General features: G+C 34.7%; 16 protein-coding genes. 12 read left to right on the forward strand and 4 right to left on the reverse strand.

Going from position 1 to position 17,236, the window contains the following annotated elements; all coding sequences use genetic code 11:
* The first annotated feature begins 16 nt into the window (after positions 1-16).
* The 3 genes from pheS (at position 17) to recO (ending at position 2,707) form a co-directional block, all read left to right on the forward strand.
* On the forward strand, positions 17-1,069 hold the full coding sequence (gene pheS / locus ACTIEI_RS04060; RefSeq protein WP_439505004.1) for a phenylalanine--tRNA ligase subunit alpha: 1,053 nt from the start codon (positions 17-19) through the stop codon (positions 1,067-1,069).
* A 90-nt stretch (positions 1,070-1,159) separates the two neighbouring features.
* Entirely contained in the window at positions 1,160-1,954 is a 795-nt protein-coding gene (locus ACTIEI_RS04065; protein ID WP_439505005.1) for an acyl-CoA desaturase, read from the forward strand.
* Between the two features lie 9 nt (positions 1,955-1,963).
* Complete coding sequence (recO, locus tag ACTIEI_RS04070) at positions 1,964-2,707, forward strand: DNA repair protein RecO (protein WP_439505006.1); 744 nt, start codon at positions 1,964-1,966, stop codon at positions 2,705-2,707.
* On the opposite strand, the gene ACTIEI_RS04075 is transcribed toward recO, so the two are convergent.
* Both ACTIEI_RS04075 and ACTIEI_RS04080 read right to left on the reverse strand, forming a co-directional pair.
* Positions 2,704-3,375, reverse strand: a complete 672-nt coding sequence (locus ACTIEI_RS04075; RefSeq protein WP_439505007.1) for a response regulator transcription factor — start codon at positions 3,373-3,375, stop codon at positions 2,704-2,706. The genes recO and ACTIEI_RS04075 overlap by 4 nt on opposite strands.
* A 31-nt stretch (positions 3,376-3,406) precedes the next feature.
* The gene (locus ACTIEI_RS04080) at positions 3,407-6,358 is read right to left on the reverse strand and encodes a histidine kinase (RefSeq protein WP_439505008.1); all 2,952 of its coding nucleotides are present in this window, start codon (positions 6,356-6,358) and stop codon (positions 3,407-3,409) included.
* Positions 6,359-6,512: 154 nt separating this feature from the next.
* Here ACTIEI_RS04080 and ACTIEI_RS04085 point away from each other — a divergent pair, with 154 nt between their 5' ends.
* The 5 genes from ACTIEI_RS04085 (at position 6,513) to ACTIEI_RS04105 (ending at position 12,450) form a co-directional block, all read left to right on the forward strand.
* Complete coding sequence (locus ACTIEI_RS04085; protein ID WP_439505009.1) at positions 6,513-8,234, forward strand: hypothetical protein; 1,722 nt, start codon at positions 6,513-6,515, stop codon at positions 8,232-8,234.
* A 52-nt stretch (positions 8,235-8,286) separates the two neighbouring features.
* Complete coding sequence (locus ACTIEI_RS04090) at positions 8,287-9,273, forward strand: hypothetical protein (RefSeq protein ID WP_439505010.1); 987 nt, start codon at positions 8,287-8,289, stop codon at positions 9,271-9,273.
* 272 nt (positions 9,274-9,545) lie between these two features.
* Entirely contained in the window at positions 9,546-10,283 is a 738-nt protein-coding gene (locus ACTIEI_RS04095; RefSeq protein ID WP_439505011.1) for a bacteriorhodopsin-like, read from the forward strand.
* Positions 10,284-10,343: 60 nt separating this feature from the next.
* Entirely contained in the window at positions 10,344-11,486 is a 1,143-nt protein-coding gene (locus ACTIEI_RS04100) for a lycopene cyclase family protein (RefSeq protein ID WP_439505012.1), read from the forward strand.
* On the forward strand, positions 11,476-12,450 hold the full coding sequence (locus tag ACTIEI_RS04105; protein WP_439505013.1) for a Brp/Blh family beta-carotene 15,15'-dioxygenase: 975 nt from the start codon (positions 11,476-11,478) through the stop codon (positions 12,448-12,450). The genes ACTIEI_RS04100 and ACTIEI_RS04105 overlap by 11 nt, the downstream gene beginning before the upstream one ends.
* Before the next feature lie 34 nt (positions 12,451-12,484).
* Here ACTIEI_RS04105 and ACTIEI_RS04110 read toward each other — a convergent pair whose 3' ends face one another.
* Complete coding sequence (locus ACTIEI_RS04110; RefSeq protein ID WP_439505014.1) at positions 12,485-13,708, reverse strand: amidohydrolase family protein; 1,224 nt, start codon at positions 13,706-13,708, stop codon at positions 12,485-12,487.
* 188 nt (positions 13,709-13,896) lie between these two features.
* Between ACTIEI_RS04110 and rplM the strand changes: the two genes are divergently transcribed.
* The 4 genes from rplM to tsf are packed head-to-tail and all read left to right on the forward strand — an operon-like array spanning position 13,897 to position 16,605.
* Positions 13,897-14,340, forward strand: coding sequence for a 50S ribosomal protein L13 (gene rplM / locus ACTIEI_RS04115; RefSeq protein WP_439505015.1), 444 nt, complete (start codon positions 13,897-13,899; stop codon positions 14,338-14,340).
* Positions 14,341-14,382: 42 nt separating this feature from the next.
* Entirely contained in the window at positions 14,383-14,772 is a 390-nt protein-coding gene (gene rpsI, locus ACTIEI_RS04120) for a 30S ribosomal protein S9 (RefSeq protein WP_295187469.1), read from the forward strand.
* A 57-nt stretch (positions 14,773-14,829) separates the two neighbouring features.
* Positions 14,830-15,735: a 30S ribosomal protein S2 gene (gene rpsB, locus ACTIEI_RS04125; RefSeq protein WP_439505016.1), complete on the forward strand. Its 906-nt coding sequence runs from the start codon at positions 14,830-14,832 to the stop codon at positions 15,733-15,735.
* 33 nt (positions 15,736-15,768) lie between these two features.
* Positions 15,769-16,605 carry a translation elongation factor Ts gene (gene tsf / locus ACTIEI_RS04130; RefSeq protein ID WP_439505017.1) on the forward strand — a complete coding sequence of 279 codons (837 nt, stop codon included), beginning with the start codon at positions 15,769-15,771 and terminating at the stop codon, positions 16,603-16,605.
* A gap of 50 nt (positions 16,606-16,655) precedes the next feature.
* Here tsf and ACTIEI_RS04135 read toward each other — a convergent pair whose 3' ends face one another.
* Entirely contained in the window at positions 16,656-17,189 is a 534-nt protein-coding gene (locus ACTIEI_RS04135; protein ID WP_439505018.1) for a hypothetical protein, read from the reverse strand.
* Positions 17,190-17,236: the final 47 nt, after the last annotated feature.

The raw sequence follows: 17,236 nt of genomic DNA on the forward strand, positions 1-17,236 counted from the left end.
TTTTTATATTTGCAACATGGAATCGCTTTTGCAACAAATTAATGATCATAAGTTAGCTATCACTGCTTTTACAGCAAATAACTCAGACGAAGTAGAACAATTCAGAATAAAATGGCTTGGAACCAAGGGGTTAGTAAAAACTATTATGGGCGAAATGCGCAATGTGCCTAACGAGCAAAAAAAGGAATTTGGGCAACTGCTCAATGAGTTTAAACTCTTTGCTGAAGCGCGTTTTCAGGCATTGCAAGAGCAGTTTGCAGGGGCTTCAACTACTACCAATGGTAAATCTGCACAAGATTTATCATTGCCGGGCGATTCGGTATTGGTTGGGAGCAGGCATCCATTAACACTGGTTAGAAATGAAATGGTTGCCATTTTTAAACGACTTGGTTTTTCTGTTGCTGAAGGCCCAGAAATTGAAGACGACTGGCATAATTTTGGCGCAATGAATCTTCCAGAAGACCATCCTGCTCGTGATATGCAGGATACTTTCTATATTAAAAAACCCGAGGATGGTAATGGCCCAACATGGTTATTGAGAACGCATACCAGCAGTGTTCAAGCAAGGGTAATGGAAAATCAAAAGCCCCCGATTCGGGTGATTTGTCCTGGACGAGTGTACCGTAATGAAACCATCAGTGCAAGAGCGCATTGCTTTTTTCATCAGGTAGAGGGATTATACATTGACGAAAATGTAAGCTTTGCCGATCTTAAGCAAACCCTGTATTTCTTTGTTCAAGAGATGTTTGGTAAAGACGTTAAAGTACGTTTTAGACCTAGCTATTTCCCTTTTACCGAGCCAAGTGCAGAAATGGATATCAGCTGTTTAATTTGTGAAGGAAAAGGCTGTAATATTTGCAAGCATACTGGTTGGGTTGAAATCTTAGGAAGCGGAATGGTACATCCTAAAGTGCTCGAGAATTTTGGCATTGATTCTAATAAGTACACTGGATTTGCTTTTGGTATGGGAGTGGAAAGAATTACCCAATTAAAGTACCAAGTAAATGACTTGCGTTTGTATTCTCAAAATGATGTGCGTTTCTTGAAACAGTTTACGGGAGTTGTTTAATCTTTTTTACCATTTTCAAGTTTTGTTTTAATTCTTAAGCAAGCTTGTATGATTTGTATTATATTCATTGAATATACTTAACTCATTTACATGCTTGCTATTCTTGTATTCTTTTTTGCCCACTGGTTTGGGTCCCTGTTTTTTCATTCTTTCTTTTTGCATCGCTTCGCATCGCATAAAATGTATGAGCTAACCAAAAATTGGGAGCGGTTTTTTTATTTGAGCACCTGGTTTGTGCAAGGCTCTTCTTTTTTAGTTCCAAGGGCTTACGGGGTAATGCATAGAATGCACCACGAATACAGCGACACGGAGGAAGATCCACATTCGCCACATTTTTTTAAGGATGTGTACCAGATGATGCAAAGTACTATTTTGATTTTCAGAAGTTTTTTAACGGGTAAGCGTTTGCCTGATCCTAAGTTTACGAAAGATTATTTACCTGTTTGGGATAGTTTAGACAAGTTTGGCCACCATCCTTTAACTCGATTAGTATTCATGGCAGCTTATACCAGTTTTTATATAGTTTTTGCTCCAAATGCTTGGTGGTTTTTATTATTGCCCATCCATTTCTTAATGGGGCCAATTCAAGGTGCAGTGGTAAATTGGTGTGGTCATAAATATGGCTACAGCAATTTTGATAATGGAGATCACTCTAAAAACAGTTCACCATGGGGAATTTTATTGATGGGAGAGCTGTTCCAAAATAATCACCACTATGCAAAAGACGATGCCAATTTTGCTAAGAAATGGTTTGAGTTCGATTTAACTTTCTTAATCATGCGCGGCTTTCACGCGGTGGGAATTATAAAATTAAATCCAGTTCATTTACCGCCAACCAAGCATTCTCCACAATCAACTGAATCAGGTTTGACTGCAACCAACTAAATTGCAGCAATGAGTACGGTGCATTCAACCAAAGGTGTTGTATTGCGTACAATCAAGTACGGAGATACCAGTATCATTACTTCTGTGTATACCGAGTTATTTGGTATACAACAATACATTGTTAAAGGGGTCCGCCAAAGCAGTAAAACTTCTGCGGGTAAAGCCAGTTATTTTAGTCCTGCTGCTATTTTAGAATTGGAAGTGTATCACAATGAGATGAAGCATTTGCAATTCATTAAAGAATATCGATGGGGATATATGTACGAGTCGGTTTTATTTAATGTAGTAAAAAATACAGTTGCCTTATTTGTAATGGAACTATTGCAGCATAGTCTAAAAGAACCAGAAGCCAATCCAGAGTTATTCTATTTAATTGAAGACACCCTTAAACAATTAGACAAGGGCAATGCTACTTTAACAGGTAATCTACCTTTATATTTCACTTTACATTTAGCAGCAGAATTAGGCTTTCAATTACAGGGCGAATACAATACTAAAACGCCCATCATCGATTTGCAAGAGGGAAATTTTGTGGAGAGCATACCATTGCATCCTTATTATTTAGAAGGGCATTTAGCGGAAATAACGTCTAGAATTTCTAATTTATCATTTTACAATGAGTTAGAAAATATTCAATTGAATAAAACTATTCGGAGACAATTATTAGAAGCTTATCAACTATACCTATCGTTACATATTCCTGGCTTTGGGCAAATGAAAAGCTATGCGATTTTACAGGAAGTCTTGGCTTAAATCCATTTTTGTTTTTGCGCTATATTAATTGCTTGGGTTCTATTGTTGACGTGTAATTTTTCATATATATGCGAAGCATGTTTGCGAACCGTTAAGGGAGAAATAAAAAGTTTCTCGCCAATGGCTTTATAATTTTTGCCACTAACCATTTCTTTTAATATTTCTATTTCACGTTCACTTAATCCTGCACTATTATTGTTTGACAAAATTTCATTTTCTGTAGACGGAATAATCGGCAATTTTTTTAATAGTTCAAGTGTTTTTCTAGCAATTGAAGGACTCATTGGAATTCCATTGTATTGAAAAACATTTGTGATGGCATCTATTATATTTATTGCACTATCTTCTTTTAGTAAATAGCCACTTGCGCCTGCTTTAATTGCTTCAAATATTTTATCATTTTCTTCAAATACAGTTAAAACAATAAACTTAATGCCAGGATAAGCAGCTGTTGCAATATTGATTGCTTCAATACCGTTCATTTCAGGCATTTCTAAATCCATTAGTACAACATCAGGTTTTACTGAAGCGGTTTTTAGCTTTTCTAAAAAATCATTTCCATTTCTTGCTTCAATTATGATTTCAATCAAAGAATGCCCCATGAGCTTATCCTTAACTGTTTGACGGTTAATTGGTTTATCATCAACTATGGCAATGAGTATGGACATAAAGCAAATTTGCTTCAAAAAAGTTAAAGGGTCAATACTCTTTATGGAGCATATCTTTTACAATACTAATAGTTGTCCCTTTATTTTCTTCTGAAAATATTGATAATCGAGCATTTGATTCATTTGCTCTCCACTCCATGTTTTCTAACCCATTACCATTTAATTTATTGCTTTTATCCAATCCTATTCCATTGTCATTTAATGTCATTGATAATTTATCTGAGGCATGAATTGTGAAACATATTCTAGTTGCCTTGCTATGTTTGATGATATTTTGAAATGCTTCTTGTAAAATTTTATTTAAATTAATCGCATCTGATGCTTTTAAAAGGTAAGATTTTTCTAAATTTTCAATTGCCTCAAAAGAAATATTATCAAAATTCCTTAATATCTTAAAGCAATAGTTTTTAAACTCATCTGAAAAGTTGGCAATATCTATTTCTTTATTATTTAATACCCAAATAGTTTCACGTAAGCTATTCAGAATGTGTTCTGCATTGTTTTGTATTTTATCCAGCTCTTTTATATTTCCTTGAATAATTTTAAGTTTTTCTACGTTGGCCATTAAAGCAGAAGTATAAGCACCCATATTATCATGTAAGTCCCTACTAATTCTTTGCCTTTCAAACTCAAGCTGCTCTTGTATTTCAATAGCTTGCATTTTTTTCCGATACTTCCGATTAGTAATGTATTTAGCAGCAAACCAAATAGTTAGAACAGATATACCTCCAAACAATAGTAGAAACCACCATCTTAAGTAAGTTGGGGGGAATATGGTTAATGTTATTCTTTTTTGTGCTAATCCCCTTTTGTTAAAAAATCTACCACTTAAAATTTCTAGTTTATATTTTCCTGGATTTAGTGCTAAGTTAATTTCACTAGTATTGTTTAAGTTTTTCCATTCTTTATCAATGCCAATTAATCTATATTGATAATTATATGATGTAGCCGTGCTGTTTCCAATAGTAGAAAGTTGAATCTTTATTCTATTGTTGGTATGCTTAAATTCAAGATTATTCAGATTCCAAAATGCAGTGTCTTCTGGTAAATAAGGCTCGTTTGAACTTATTTTAGTAATCACGAGTTTACTGTTGTCTTGATTTGAGTTTAGCTCATTAGGATAAAATGAATTTAAGCCATTTATGCCCCCAAAAAATAATTCGCCATCATCGGTTTTGGCTATAGCACCATAATTAAATTCATCATCTTGTAAGCCATCAGGTTTGCTTAAATTTGAAATAATACCGTTGCTATCAATTTTACTAATTCCTTTGTCGTGGCTGCACCATAGATTTTTATCGTTATCAATGATGCCAGCATAGATATAGTTGTTAGCCAATCCGTTTTTAGTAGTATAAGATTTTATTAAAATAGCATTACTTGAAAATTCATACAAGCCATTACTTGTTCCTAAGATCCAGTTCTTGTTTTTTTTGTCTATGTAGACGAGACTGGTTTCAATTAATCCCACTTTTTGTAAACAGGCGCGAATAAAACTGGAACTGCTGATTTCTAACAGTGCTTCATATTTAGTATAAATCGGAAATAAAGGGAGTTTATTTAAGCTGACTCTATTTTTATTTTTTTCGATTGAAATGGCGCCATTTAAATATTTTATACTCAGTTTTAAATTTCCTAAATTATATAGGTAATCGGTTGAACTTACTTTTAGTGGTATGGAATAATAATTGGGTTTTGCTTGGGCTAACTCTTTATTTTCATAATTAGCTTTAATGCTATTGATAGATAAATTCTTTCTGTTTAAGATATAGTAATCATTTCTACCATAAAGCATTATTAAACAGGTAAACTCGTCTAGTTCAATAATGGAGGTAACGATTGTACCCGTTTTCGTATCAGGATTTTTTAATGGGTATTTTTTTATGATATTCCCAATGGTATCGTAGATAATTAAACCAGCACCAAACGTGCCACAAATAATTGCATTATTTTTTTTATCTGGGAAGAAGCATTTAATAAAATTTTCTTCTTTTGTAGGTGATGCGAATAATTTGATTGGCTGTTTTTGAAGCAAAACTTTTTGTAGTCCATTTAAAGTAGTACTAGCCCATAAGACACCTTTTGAGTCAATAAAAATGCTATTGTAATAACCTTGATTTAGCATTGAAGTTCCATTAAGACTAACTAGTTTATTAGTAAAACACAAGCTAGATTTATCGAATTCCCAAATTTCATTTTCCATTATTATCAATAATGTATTGTTATTCTTATCGATAAAATCTTTATTCTTAATGAACGATTTCATTCCAAATCCAAAAGGGTAAGGAGATTGCTTAATTATTTTATAATGTTTTATATCATAAGCTAAGAAGTGTTTTTCTGCAAAAGCTAAAACAGTAGAATCATTTACACGTTTATAAATATAGTATTGAACTTGTTGGGGATTAGGAATTGTTATCTGGGTGTTTTTCTCAATATTTTCAATATGTATACCCGATTTGTCTTCTGTAAAAAATTCCAATTGGCCAGTATTATAATTTGATGCTAATCCAATAGCGCGAGAAGTTTTCTTGATTATTTTACTAATCTGCCTTGTTTTAGAGTTAATGATCTGATAATTACCATTATTGAATATGATGATATCTCTCTTGTTACGACTTACAAATACTTGTTCTTGCCAATTAACTTTTTGATTCGGAAGTGAATAGTGTTTAAATGAAAAAGTTTCAGGATTGTATATTGAGTAGCCGTAATTATAAAATATCCAAATGTCTTTTTCTAAACCTTGATGTAATTCATAAAATAAAGAACCTGGTATTTGATGTATTCCTTTTCCAAATGGAACTTGATGGAAATTTGAACCATCAAACCATTGAAGTTGATGGTCACTCAATAACCAAATAAAACCATTTTTATCTTCAGTAATTGCTTTTATTACTTGTTTGCCTAATCCATTATTGCTATTAAATACATTATACCTTACTCGTTGAGTTGATTGTGCACTAGTGTTTACTACACTCAACAAAAAACTTAGAAATGTTATTATTTGAATCAGCTTGGTCACTATTGTAAATGTACATTTTAGAATAGAAAGTAAGTAAGCTTTAAAATACTCTTAAGGGAGTATTTTTCTAACTGCGTTATACATTCATATTTGTATGAATAATTTATCATTTATGCAGTTTAAACTGATTATCTCTTTTTGTTTGTTATTTGTGGGAGTAGTAGCAGAAGCCCAATTTTGGAAAAAGGATAAAACCGAATCAAGTACAGAAGTAAAAAAAGATGAACCCAAAAAGGCAGGCAATATTTTTCAAAAAGCAATGTCTAAAGTAACTAAGATGGTGGGTAGTTTGGCAGGTGAGCTGGGGGGCTCAGTTGCCGAAGCCCCCAATTTGGATAATGTAGATGTACTTGCATCTGTAGGGACAAATATTTTCCCAAAAGATTTAGGGTTAGCAACGAATGATTTTTTAAAAGGTGAATGGATTGACAATGGTGATTTTACTATGTTGATGTTGAGTTCTCCTAATGGCTTTCAGTTTTTCAAATACGGAGGTACTATCAAGTTGAATGGTAAAGAGTTGAAGCATCAATCATTTGGTATTCATACTGCAGTTGAAGCTCCTAATAGTGGCAACAAAAAAATTAGTTTCGAAAAAAATGGAATTGAGGAGGGAAGCTTTACTGTACCTCCACCCACTAAAAACATTCAATTACTTAGTATTAATGGTTCAAAGTCTTCTGTAAACTTAGATTTAACAAAGGATGTAGTACTAGAACTAGCTAATTTTTCAACAAGCCCAGATGCATTAATTAGGGTAGATATTGTTACATCAATCATTGGTATGCGTTCCTTAACTATGGCTGCATATGTAAAACCTGCGTCTAAAGTAGTTGTTCCTGCTGCAGCATTTAGGAATATAGAAACCCAAAACAAGGGTATAGGTTTTAAGAATAGTTATTTAATGGTAAGCGATCAGCAGCTAGTAAAGTCTGTGGCACAATCGGGGGTTTTTAAAGAACCCATTATTGCAGTTACTGGGTCTAATGCAGGCATGTGGGTAAATGTCACTAATTCGCCTGAAATTGCAAAGGGTATTGCATTTACCGAAAATGAAAAAGTGAATGGAAATGAGTTGGAGGTATCAGTTAAGAAGTTAAATGCTGCGTACGCAATGCCATTAAGTTTTGCAAAAAAGATAGCAGTTGCGTCTATGAGTATTCAAGGGACAACTCAATTGTATGAGAGTAAAACTAATAATTGGACCAAAACTGAAACAACCAAATCAATAGATTTTCCTCAAATCCCGGATGAGTGGTTGCAAGAAGTTTTAGCTGGAATGTATACTCAATTTACGAAGGCAACTGCTGATGTAGTAAATAGTCAATTACTTCCAGAGAATGCCATTCCTTCAGCACCCTCTTATAATTTGGTTCAAAACTTTTTTAAAGATGAAATGAATACGGCTGATCAATTCTTAACGGTCTATAAAAACCTGAATCCTATAAAACCACTTACTTCTAGCAGTATGCGCTTATTTGGTGAAAACGCGTTGTTAAAAGAAACAGGCGCTGATGGCCTTTTGAAAGTAAGCGTTGCATTGCAATTGTCCTATGATGGAAAGCCTGCTATGACACCCTATTTAACAGTTGAAATGGATGGGGTATCCAATGGTGGTTTCCGTTCTTTTGTAGGAAATACAAAGTACTTTTCAATCACTATTAAGGGAGCTCCTTATATTATCAAAAAAGGAAAAACATTTACCAAAGACGAGTTAACCAATATTGTTCAAACCAATGATCTAGCCGCAGTATATAAGAAAGCTTTGATTAACTTAAAAGATAAAGAAGCCGCTATAGGTGACTATGAAACAGTTTGGAAACTCCAACAATAATTTGTCGTAATCTTTTAATATCAATTTTTATCATTTTTCATCATTAATTTTTATGCGAGTTTTCAAAGCATTTCGTTTTGTTATTGTTTTAGGTATATTATTAATTGCTTGTTCTAAAAACAGCTCCGATCCCAATGGTGGAGCCAATGGAACTGTTGCCAATAATGTAGTATACTACATAGATAGTGCCAATATTTATACGACTGATATCAATGGAGCAAATGCTAAATTGGTTGTTGCTGTGACACCCTCATCTAATTTGAATTCCTATATAGGTGATGCTTGTGTTTCAACTAATGGAAATAAATTGTATTTCTTTCACATCACCAGCGGCTCTAATCCATCCACTAAAATTGTTTCTGTAAACAAAGATGGGTCAGGGCTTACTACCATTGCCACTTTAGCTGTTTCAACAGGGGTTAATTATAAAAGTATCAAACAATTAAACAATGGGAAGCTTGCTTTTATCAAAAATAACTTCGGCAGTAATCCTTTTACTACTTCTATAGAAGTGATTAATGCAGATGGATTTGGTCAAGAAAAATTAGCAACAGTCCCCCTTGGATTTAGCAATCATCAGGTTGATGCTGATGGAAAGCGTTTTGTTCTTACATCTTCTGCAGCTATTCCTTTAGCCTACTCAGGTACAATTGTTAACGGTAATATAGGTGACCCTAAATCAATTGTAAATTCTAGAAATGTTTTGTCTACTAAAATCAGTAGCGATGGAACAAAAGTAGTGTACGCAAAAATGAATGGTACTAATAAAATTGATTTGTATAGTTATAATACTGGAACAGAAGCAGAAGTATTGGTTAAGTCAGTAAGCCTGCCAACAGATATAACTACTCTTTCTACTTGGACAGTTCGATTAAATTGGATGGAGGGGTCATCAAAAATTTTATTGAGTTTTGCTAAGGATAGCAATTTTGGTACAGTTGATGGGTATTTGAATTGTGTATTAATCAACGCCGATGGTTCTGGAGAAAAGACCTGGAAAATTAATAGCCAAGACGACTGGTTGGCTTTCACTGAGTAAGAAATTCTCTTTATGTTATCTCCTCATTCGAGTTTAATGCTTGAATGAGGAGTTTTTTTTATATTTTTTCAAAATTTTTTTGAAAATCATTTTACGCCTATTTGTTTAATTATTTATTCTTAAAAAACTTATATACTGTTCTTATATATATTATATTATTAATATCACGGAGTCCCTATTACTAGTGGGTTTCAACCATTTTTCAACTATTGCGTTTAACTTGTAGATGTTGGTTCTTAAACAAATTATTCTTTAACCTTAAATCTTCTAACATGCTACAAGTCCTCTTGAATGCAACTCCAATTGCAAGTGACAATTATGTTGCGTTTACCTTCTTCATTGGTACGATGGCCATGATGGCAGCATCGGTGTTTTTCTTTTTCGAATTAAATAACACCGACAAAAAATGGCGTACCTCTTTATTGGTATCTGGATTAATCACTTTTATTGCTGCGGTTCACTATTATTACATGAGAAGCTACAACTTAGAAACAGGTGAATCACCTACTTTCTTCCGTTATGTAGATTGGATTTTGACTGTTCCTTTGATGTGTGTTGAGTTTTACTTAATTACCAAAAAAGCAGGTGCAAAAGTATCTCTATTATGGAAACTAATTTTCGCTTCATTGGTAATGTTATTAACTGGATACATTGGTGAAGTGCTTGACCGTAATGGTAGTGTATTATGGGGAGTAATATCAGGTCTTGCTTACTTCTACATTGTATACTTAATCTGGTTTGGTGAAGTTGCTAAACTTGCTCAAAGTGCAGGTACACAAGTTGCAAAAGCTACCAAAGTTTTGTCATGGTTTGTATTAGTAGGTTGGGCTATCTATCCTCTAGGATATATTTTAGGTACCCCAGGTGGGTTATTTGGATGGCAGCCAGTTGCTGATACAGCAGCAGCATTAAAAGCAATGGATATTGTATACAACATTGCAGATGCAATCAACAAAATTGGATTCGGTTTAGTAATCTACGCTTTAAGCCGTAGTGAGGAAAAAGCATAATCTAATTCAAACTTAAGTAATACTCGGGTTGCAATAGTTTGATTATTGCAACCCTTTTTTATGAATACTACTCATTACGATATTGTCATTTTAGGTGGAGGCTGCGCTGGTATGCAATTGATGCACCAGTTGATCCATCATGACCAATATAATGGAGAATCTATTCTAATTATTGATGCTGATAAAGCTTACTTACAACATAAATCATGGTGCTTCTGGCATTCGTCGGAACCAAATACTTATGACTCCATTATTCATTCCACATGGAATAAATTAAGTATTGGATTTTCGAGTGGTATAAAAAAGGAATTGATAAAACCATACCGATATAGTTTTATTAAGAGTGAAACTTTTTTTGATTTTCATTTTGAAGAAATAAATCAATACCAGCAGGTTAAGTATAGTAATGATGCTGCTATAGCAATAAAAAAAGGGGAGACTGATTTTTTCATTGAAACAAATAATGAAATAATTACTACTCCTGCATTATATTCTAGTTATTGGAATAAGGAGAAAGTACTAAACGATCCAAGTATATTTCTGCAACAACAGTTTTATGGTTGGGAAATTTTTACCGAACAACCTGTTTTTGATTCAACAGCTGCAATATTGATGGATTTTGGTATAACGCAAGCTTACGGTGTAAATTTTGCATATGTATTACCTTACAATAAACATAATGCGTTGATTGAAATAACTGGGTTTAGTGCTGAGGAGTATAGTGTTGAGTTTTTTGAGGAAGTATTAAGACAATACATTCAGAAAATGTGGAATTGTACTTTTAAAATAGTCAAAATAGAACATGCAAGTATACCTATGACCAACTATTCGTTTAATAGGTTTACGGAGGAAGGTGCTATTGCAATTGGTACAGCTGCCGGAATGGTTAAGCCAACAACAGGATATGCATTTAATAGAATTGCTAGAGATAGTGTTTTATTGGCTAATCATTATTTTAATAAAGAAATACCTGCTGAATTTTCGCATAATCGATTTAAATTTTATGATCGGTTATTATTAGAAATAATTAAGCAGCGACCTGCTAAAGCCTTGCATATTTTAATGCAGCTTTTTCGAAAAGTCCCCTATCGGCAAATACTTCGTTTTTTAGATGAAGACAGTTCTTTGATTCAAGAAGCGGTTTTGTTTGCTAAATTGCCAAAGAAAGATTTTATTAAACAGGTATTAAAGAATGGCGAATAATATACAGCAAATACAATTTAACCGTTCTCTTTTTATTATATTAGTTTGTTTAACAGGCATTATTAGTATACTGCATCATTTTCTTTTTACTATTCCCGAAAATATACAGTGGATTTTCTTTAGCATAATTATTATCATCACTGGAATTCCTCATGGTGCCTTAGATCATGAAGTAGCTAAACAGACTAGTAACTTAAACAATCAAGTTTTTTCCGCAAAAAAATTTCATGTTAAATACCTCAGTTCAATGTTGGTATATGGTGTTGTATGGTTTGTATTTCCAACCCTATCTTTCTATCTCTTTTTATTGATTTCCGCTTTTCATTTTGGAGAAACCGATTTGCCTATTGATTCGCCAAAAGCCTCATTTATGGGGGTATTATTACAGGTATCTTACGGGCTATTGATTTTATTTATTATTCTATTTTTACATATTGATACAGTTCTACCAATTATTCAAAAAATCAATGTATTAAGTCCTTCATTAATTAGTTATTTAAGTAGCGAGCATATTGCTGTATTAGCTATTAGTGGAACTTTCTTGTTTTTTTTAGCAACGCTTATGCTAATTTTTAGCATCGATAAACAATTAATCGATAAAATTAAAAGCAAATTGCTCCTCATCATTTTTGTTTTTATTAGCGCGTTAATACTGCCCTTGCCTTTGTGCTTTATTATCTATTTCGGTTTGTGGCATTCGATTACTTCTCTAGAAAATATTCGACAGCATTTGTCCTATACAAAAACAGAACTGATTAGTTGGAAATCATTAATGATTAAATGTATTCCACTCACTGCCATTTCTTTAGTAGGACTCTTTTCCTTAATACTTTTCTTAGACCTTGATAAGAATATTAATTTGGTTATCATGGGCTTGTTCATTGGAATTTCTATCTTGACTTTGCCTCATCAAGAAGTAATGAGTAAAATGTATTTCCTCGTCAGACGAAAATCATCCAATTAATAAAGCTTTTCTAAGCTAGGATAGTGGCGGTATGTTAGACTAAGCGTTTAACAGTGGACTGCTGGCTTATTTGATTATTTTTTAGATGGTCTATCACAATCACGCCTGGTTTTTTACCTATTCCAAAACTTCCAAATTGAGATTCAAGTTGTAATGCCTTAGCACCATTTAGTGTAGCCCATTGAAGCATTTCTTCTAATGCGATGGCTGGGAAATGTTTAGTTATAGTTTGTATTTCAGACAAAATGCTTAATTCATGGTTGCTCGATAAACTGTCTGTTCCTAAAACGATTGTAGATTTTTTATTGCGCAATAATTCGATAGGCGGCAATTTATTTTCTATGTATAAGTTGGCATTCACACATAGGGTATAATATAAGTCTTGTGCATGTTGCTTTGACAAATGATTTGCATAATCCATGTCTGCTTCGCTGGTGGTTGTATTGTGCACCAATAGAATATTTTTGGCTTTTTGTAATTGGGGGAAGTAAGACGGCAGACTGTTTTGGCCTGTTGGGCTAAAATGGGACTGGTCTATGTTCATGGAATTGTACATACGTACAAAGTCTCCGGTACCCTTTGTAAATAATTCATTTTCGGCTGAGGTTTCCTGATTATGTATCGATACTGTAGTGCCTTCAAAATGTGGCATCATCATTTGCCAGAGTAGTGAAGAAACGGAGTAGGGTGCATGTGGGCTGAAAGAACTTTTGAGTGGATTGGTCGAATTTTTTAGTGGGTTCAATGATGCGGCGGCTTCAATCAACCTAAACTGAGATAATACTTGCAAGGCATTTGCAAAACGTGCTTCTGCTATCGACGGCTTCCAACCACTGATTTCTACAAATGTATGATAGGCTAAATTTCCTTTTTGTTTTTGGGCTGCTGTTAGGGCATTGTTACTGATATCGCCTACTGCCACAATTCCAGCTGCTAGCATTGCCTCTTCTCCTTCTACTATAGCTTCTAATATGACTTCTTCTGGGAAATGTCTTTCGTTTACAATTTTTAAGATAAAGTCGGGCAATCCAGTATGTTCTGGAATAATCCCTTTCATATGGCTTAACTCTAAATGGCAATGCGCATTAATAAACCCAGGTGCAATAATTCCATTAAGCTTTTGAACGTCTTCTCCAGCATCAGCCATTGGAATGATGGCTTTGATTGTCCCATCTGCTGTGGTGATAATTACTTGGTCTGGCCCTAAAAATCGGGTTCCATCAAAGATATTTTGCCCTGAAAATTGTAAATACGCCATGAATACAAAGGTAGATTAAAAAAAGCTATGCAAATTTTTATTGATTATCAATGAGTTGCAAATGTGCATGCTAAAATAGTTCCTAAATTTCTTGTTTTATCCATTGCAGTGTCAGACCTTTGCCCTCCCAAAAAATGGGAATATTCTAATCGGTGGGATAGCGCCGATTTCACTTAAAACAAAGAATCATGAGTAAACTTCATTTCACCACCAAGCATGCGAATGCGGCTACCGTTCAACACAACTGGTATGTAGTTGATGGTACTAATCAAACCGTGGGACGTATTGCATCTAAGATTGCTGCTGTTTTACGCGGTAAGAACAAGGCTTATTACACTCCTCACGTTGATTGTGGCGATTACGTAATCGTACTAAACGCTGAGAAAGTTGTTTTCACTGGTAATAAGTTAGAAGACAAAGTATACCTAAACTTTTCTGGTTACCCAGGCGGTAAGAAAGAAGAAGTTGCTGGAAGCTTATTAAAGCGTCGTCCAGAAGTAATTATGGAAAGAGCTGTAAAGGGAATGCTACCAAAAAATAAGTTAGGTCGTAAAATGATCAAAAAATTATTTGTGTATGCAGGAACTACACATCCTCATACCGCTCAGCAACCTAAGGAACTTAAATTCTAAAACATTGTCTGGTAGCAATGCCAGACGCCAAGCATAATCAAAATGGAAAAACAAAAAAATGCAGTTGGTCGCCGTAAAGAAGCCGTAACACGTGTCTTCATTAGCAAGGGCGAAGGAAAAATAACTGTAAACGACAAAGACTACAAAGCTTATTTCCCATTGGTTTATTTACAAAACCAAGTTGAAGCTCCTCTTAAAACAACTGAACTAGAAGGCAAGTTTGATATCGTTATCAATGCAGCTGGTGGTGGTTTAAAAGGCCAAGCCGAAGCAGCTAAATTAGGTATTGCCCGTGCATTGTTAGAGGTTAATCCTGAATTACGTCCTGCGTTAAAAGCTGCTGGTCAATTGAAGCGTGATCCACGTAGTGTTGAGCGTAAGAAATTTGGTCATAAGAAAGCACGTAGAAGCTACCAGTTCAGTAAGCGTTAATCGTTGTATTGAATATCTACTGAAATTAAATTTTAAAAAATTATATAATTCACCACAATGGAAAATAACACTTCACTACAACAGCAACTACTGGAGGCCGGCGTACACTTTGGTCACCTTAAAAAGAAGTGGAATCCTAAGATGTTACCTTACATCTTCGCTGAGAAAAAAGGTATTCATATCATTGATCTAAACAAAACAGTAGATTACTTACAAGAATCTGCTGCTGCTATTAAGCAAATTGCAAAGAGCGGTAAAAAGATCATGTTTGTTGCTACTAAGAAGCAAGCTAAAGAAATCGTTACTGAGTGTGCTAAGCGTGTTAATATGCCTTATGCTACAGAACGTTGGTTAGGTGGTATGCTTACCAACTTCAACACTGTTCGTAAGAGCGTTAAAAAAATGCAGAGCATTGAAAAAATGTTGGCAGATGGTAGCGCAGAAAGCTTAACTAAGAAAGAAAGATTGACCCTTACTCGTGATAAGGACAAAATGGAAAAAGTATTAGGCGGTATTGCTCAATTGGGTCGTTTACCAGCTGCTTTATTCCTTGTAGATATTGGTCATGAGCATATTGCTTTAGCAGAAGCTAAGCGTTTAGGAATCACTACTTTTGGAATGGTTGATACCAACTGTGATCCAAATAAAGTAGACTTTGCTATCCCTGCAAACGATGATGCTACTAAGTCTATTGCTATTATTACTAATTACATTGTTGCTGCAATTTCTGAAGGTTTAGCAGAGCGTCAAGCATCTAAAGATGAAGACGAAACTGATGACAACAACAATGAAAATGAAGCAAGAGCTCGTCGTTTGGAAGCAGAAGCACAATCTGAAGCTGGTCGTGGCGGAAGAGGTCGTGGTGCTGGTGCTCCAGCAGGTGGCCCAGGTGGTGCACCAAAGCGTCGTACTCCAGCGGGTGGCGGTAATCGCAGACCTGCAGGTGGTGGCGGTGGTAGATAAGCCTTATTTGAGAATTTTTAAATTGAAATAATTATGTCAACTGCAACTATTACAGCTGCCGATATAAATAAATTACGTCAGGCAACTGGTGCCGGAATGTTGGATTGTAGAAAAGCTTTAACTGAAACCAATGGTGATTTTGAAGCTGCTATTGATTGGTTACGTAAGCAAGGCCAGAAAGTGGCTGCAAAGCGTAGCGATAGAGAAGCAAAAGAAGGAGTGATCATCGCTCGTACTTCTGCGGATAACAAAGTTGGATTTGTAGTTTGTATTAGCTGTGAAACCGATTTCGTTTCTAAAAACGCTGACTTCGTTGCTTTTGCAACTTCTATTGCTGATGCAGCTGTCGCTAACGATGTTAAGAGCGCAGAAGAATTAAATGAAGTAACCATTAATGGCGCTAAAGTAGCCGACCTTATCAATGATAAGTTAGCTGCAATCGGCGAAAAAATTGGGGTTGCTAAGTTTGAAAGAATTGAAGCTCCTTATGTAGCATCTTATATTCATGGTGCAAACCGTATGGGTGTTTTAGTAGGATTAACTACTGAAGCTCCTGAAGCAGGTAAAGATGTAGCAATGCAAATTGCTGCTATGAATCCTTTAGCCGTTGATGCTAACAGCATTCCTGCTGAAACCATTGAAAGAGAAAGAGCGATTGTTATTGAAACAATGAAAGCTGATCCTAAAATGGCTGGCAAACCAGAAGAAATGGTAACTAAAATTGCTGAAGGTAAATTGAATGCTTTCTTTAAAGAGAACACATTATTAGCTCAAGCTTTTGTAAAAGATGGCGCTATTACTGTAGAAGCTTACTTAAAGAGTGCTGGTAACGTAACTGTTACTGAATTCAAGCGTGTTGCGCTAGGATAATTGAATTGCACTTAGAAAAATATAGGTCCCGCAGCTTGCTGCGGGATTTTTTATTGTGGCACTACCTTGTAGCGCCATTTTGTTTCATATTTGGTATGAAAATCTTCAGAACTAAGCGCTAAAAATGTACTACCCCCTGCCCAGAAACATAAAGCTGTCCATAGGTTTTCGTGAACATAGGCAAACCCCATACCGAATGTGGTGTAACCAACAATTTGACTGGTGGCTCTCAATATTTGTTTGCCCATGCTGAGTCTTCTGATGCCATCAATTTTATCAATTAGAATGGTTCTATTGTCTCTTACAGAAAGGTCTTTAATTTCTAAAGTGTTTTCATTGATGCCCGTAATTCTTGCTTTTAATACCGTCCGAGTATAACCAGTGTCAGTTGAGTTTACAAAAACAGCACTCGGTCTACTAATTGATTCGCTATTCAATTGTTTGAAACTAATCAACACTTTATCGCCTACTTTAATGCGATGTGTTTTATTATCTGAAATACTGCTTTGTTCTATTACCCATTTTTGAGCGACCACTAAATTAGTGTAAAATAAAAAAAGGAGTAGGTAGCTAAGTTGCTTCATGGTGATCATTTTACTAGCTAACTTAAAAAAGTTTTGTATTCAATTTT

Source organism: Sediminibacterium sp. (assembly GCF_051860225.1).
Classification (GTDB): Bacteria; Bacteroidota; Bacteroidia; order Chitinophagales; family Chitinophagaceae; genus Sediminibacterium.

Coding starts and splice junctions, on each gene's coding strand:
- pheS (WP_439505004.1), top strand. CDS start 17: ATGGAATCGCTTTTGCAACAAATTAATGATCATAAGTTAGCTATCACT.
- ACTIEI_RS04065 (WP_439505005.1), top strand. CDS start 1,160: ATGCTTGCTATTCTTGTATTCTTTTTTGCCCACTGGTTTGGGTCCCTG.
- recO (WP_439505006.1), top strand. CDS start 1,964: ATGAGTACGGTGCATTCAACCAAAGGTGTTGTATTGCGTACAATCAAG.
- ACTIEI_RS04075 (WP_439505007.1), bottom strand. CDS start 3,375: ATGTCCATACTCATTGCCATAGTTGATGATAAACCAATTAACCGTCAA.
- ACTIEI_RS04085 (WP_439505009.1), top strand. CDS start 6,513: ATGCAGTTTAAACTGATTATCTCTTTTTGTTTGTTATTTGTGGGAGTA.
- ACTIEI_RS04090 (WP_439505010.1), top strand. CDS start 8,287: ATGCGAGTTTTCAAAGCATTTCGTTTTGTTATTGTTTTAGGTATATTA.
- ACTIEI_RS04095 (WP_439505011.1), top strand. CDS start 9,546: ATGCTACAAGTCCTCTTGAATGCAACTCCAATTGCAAGTGACAATTAT.
- ACTIEI_RS04100 (WP_439505012.1), top strand. CDS start 10,344: ATGAATACTACTCATTACGATATTGTCATTTTAGGTGGAGGCTGCGCT.
- ACTIEI_RS04105 (WP_439505013.1), top strand. CDS start 11,476: ATGGCGAATAATATACAGCAAATACAATTTAACCGTTCTCTTTTTATT.
- ACTIEI_RS04110 (WP_439505014.1), bottom strand. CDS start 13,708: ATGGCGTATTTACAATTTTCAGGGCAAAATATCTTTGATGGAACCCGA.
- rplM (WP_439505015.1), top strand. CDS start 13,897: ATGAGTAAACTTCATTTCACCACCAAGCATGCGAATGCGGCTACCGTT.
- rpsI (WP_295187469.1), top strand. CDS start 14,383: ATGGAAAAACAAAAAAATGCAGTTGGTCGCCGTAAAGAAGCCGTAACA.
- rpsB (WP_439505016.1), top strand. CDS start 14,830: ATGGAAAATAACACTTCACTACAACAGCAACTACTGGAGGCCGGCGTA.
- tsf (WP_439505017.1), top strand. CDS start 15,769: ATGTCAACTGCAACTATTACAGCTGCCGATATAAATAAATTACGTCAG.
- ACTIEI_RS04135 (WP_439505018.1), bottom strand. CDS start 17,189: ATGAAGCAACTTAGCTACCTACTCCTTTTTTTATTTTACACTAATTTA.